General features: G+C 69.7%; 1 pseudogene. It reads left to right on the forward strand.

The annotated features are described in order from the left end of the window. Positions 1 to 264 (forward strand): annotated as a pseudogene (locus RB628_RS42070) (site-specific DNA-methyltransferase); the annotation flags it as partial.

The raw sequence follows: 264 nt of genomic DNA on the forward strand, positions 1-264 counted from the left end.
CCCGCGCCAAGTACGTCACCAGCGGATCGGCGCACGACCTGCAGAACTTCCCCGGAGAGAACCGCGACCAGCGGAGCTATCGAAGCTGGCTGACCGCGCTGCTCACCGAGGCGTATCGGGCCGCGACCGAGCACTCCGTCGCCATGGTGTTCTCCGACTGGCGACAGGAGCCGACCACCAGCGACGCCCTGCAGATGGCGGGGTGGACATGGAGCGGCACGATCCCCTGGATCAAGCCCGCCAGCCGGCCCCGCAAGGGCGGGT

It is taken from the genome of Streptomyces sp. ADMS, from assembly GCF_033441795.1.
Lineage (GTDB): Bacteria > Actinomycetota > Actinomycetes > Streptomycetales > Streptomycetaceae > Streptomyces.